The 2105-nt window shown below is 61.9% G+C and carries 3 protein-coding genes; all 3 read right to left on the bottom strand.

Annotation, left to right across the window (positions count from 1 at the left end; translation table 11 throughout):
* Positions 1 to 403, bottom strand: a 403-nt coding sequence (locus DMP08_RS12245; protein ID WP_153071025.1) for a sugar nucleotidyltransferase, incomplete at its 3' end; no start/stop codon positions are given.
* A complete protein-coding gene (locus DMP08_RS12240; RefSeq protein ID WP_123193150.1) occupies positions 400 to 1284 on the bottom strand; it encodes a glycosyltransferase family 2 protein in 885 nt (294 codons plus the stop codon). The genes DMP08_RS12240 and DMP08_RS12245, both read right to left, overlap by 4 nt.
* Entirely contained in the window at positions 1281 to 2096 is an 816-nt protein-coding gene (locus tag DMP08_RS12235) for a sugar transferase (protein WP_244596988.1), read from the bottom strand. Before DMP08_RS12235 ends, DMP08_RS12240 begins: the two co-directional genes overlap by 4 nt.
* Between the last annotated feature and the right edge of the window lie 9 nt (positions 2097 to 2105).

Here is a 2105-nt window from a genome sequence, read left to right as displayed (position 1 = left end):
CGGTGGCGCCGCCCGTGGTCTCGGCGCGCTCGACCGCGGCGCGCAGATGGCGGCCCAGGCCGTTGCCGTAGAAGATGTTGTCGCCCAGGACGAGCGCGCAGCTGTCGCCGCCGACGAACTCCTCGCCTATGACGAAGGCCTGCGCCAGGCCGTCGGGCGAGGGCTGCTCGGCGTAGGACAGGCTTACGCCGTAGTCCGACCCGTCCTTGAGCAGGCGCTCGAAGTTGGGCAGGTCCTGGGGCGTCGAGATGATCAGGATCTCTCGGATGCCCGCCATCATGAGCACCGACAGCGGATAGTAGATCATCGGCTTGTCGTACACGGGCAGAAGCTGCTTGCTCGTGACCGTGGTCAGCGGGTACAGGCGCGTGCCCGACCCGCCTGCGAGTATGATGCCTTTCATAGATGCTCCTCGTTCATCTGCCTTCTCGCCCTCGCGCGGCCCAACCGGTTCCCGGCGATTCTGGCTGCGCAGTCCAAGCAGAAAGCGCCGCATTCGCGGAACTCCCTTTCCGCGGCGAGCTGGCTCATTACGGCCTTCACCAGTCGACTTCCCTCGCCGATCTCGCTTGCTCCCAGAAGGTCGTCTTTGCATCGTTCGAGAAACACGCCCACTTCGCGATTCCTGCGAAACTGCTCGAGCAGGGTTAGGTTGTGGGAATGAAGGACACGGGCATCGGCGGCGTAAGCGACCCTCCGTCCTGATTTGATGAACCTGGCGGCCATGAGCATGTCTTCGTTCGTATTGCACGGCCTCGGAAATCCTCCGCAAGCTTCGTACGCGGATCGACGATATGCCGAACACGCGTCGGAAGCGAAGAACGCCTTTATCCCAAGGGCTTCGACGTCCTTCAAAGATCTGACGTTGGCCTCTTCCGGGTAGTTGAACCCTCTTACCAGCTGCTCGAAGCGCCTGGCGTCGGGCTTCGGGATCTGGCGTCCCGAAGCCATGGCGACCTCTTCGTCCCCGAAAGGCGCGATGAGCCTCTCGACGTAGAACCGGTCTGCGGGCAGGGCGTCCTGAGTAAGGAACAGAACGAGATCCCCCGACGTCATCGTCAGCGCCTCATGCCTCGTCCCTCCGTGGTCGAAATCGGAACGAGGGATGGAGATAGTGCGCGCACCGCGTCGTGCCGCTATTTCAATCGTGTCGTCTTCGGACGAGGAGTCGACTACCAGGATCTCGTCGATTTCGACGGTCTGGCGATCCAGCGCGTCAAAAAGGCCGTCGATCTCGGCACCGGCGTTCAAAGTTGGGACGACGAAGCTGATCGCCCTGGTCATTTGCCCGTCCCTTTGAAAATGGAGCAAACCGTCCCCGCGATCACCCTCGCATCGAGAGCCAAGCTCGCGTGCCGTACGTAATACAGCTCCAGCTCTTGGCGGCTGCCGTCCTCGTAGGTTGCATCATTGCGAGCCTGAACTTGCCACCAACCGGTGATACCAGGTTTCGCGCTCAGGAACGTGCGCAGATCGTCGCCGTACGCCGCAAGCTCGTCCTCTACCACGGGGCGGGGTCCCACGACGCTCATGGATCCGGCGAGGACGTTGAGGAACTGCGGCAACTCATCGAGCGACGTTTTCCGTAGCAGGGCCCCGACGCGCGTGACTCGAGGGTCGCAATCCACCTTGCGCTCGCTCTTCCACTGCGCAAGCTGTTCGGGGCTCAAGTACTTCTCGACGTCTTCGGAATCGGCGACCATGGTACGGAGCTTGAGGATGCGTAAGGGCACTCCGTAGTGGCCGACACGCTGTTGGAGGTAGATCGGCGAGCCCGGCGACTCCAGGCAAACGATCAAGCAGAGTAGCGCGACCGGAGCGAAGCCGACCGCGATGACGCAAAGGGAGAACACGATATCGAACGCACGCTTTACAAAGCGGTAGCCGAACGACTTTGCGGATATCGATCGAAGAGGTTTGGCGTCATCTTTTACCGCCCCTGCGCCGCCCTCATCCCCGACCCCAACGCTCACGTTTCCATAACCGCCATTATCAGACTTTTCGTCGAGCGGTTTGCTCGTATTCGCGTCGGAAGCCCCCGCTTCCGCCACCTCGACGCACCCGGCGACAATCCCCTCGCTTGCGAGCACAGCCACTCCCCCATC

Source organism: Paraeggerthella hongkongensis, from assembly GCF_003726035.1.
GTDB lineage: Bacteria > Actinomycetota > Coriobacteriia > Coriobacteriales > Eggerthellaceae > Paraeggerthella > Paraeggerthella hongkongensis.
Note: the sequence above shows the minus strand (reverse complement) of the source record. Positions and strands in the feature narration are given on the sequence as shown.

Excerpts from the sequence above, each read along its gene's own strand:
- DMP08_RS12240 (WP_123193150.1), bottom strand. The coding sequence starts at position 1,284 with ATGACCAGGGCGATCAGCTTCGTCGTCCCAACTTTGAACGCCGGTGCC.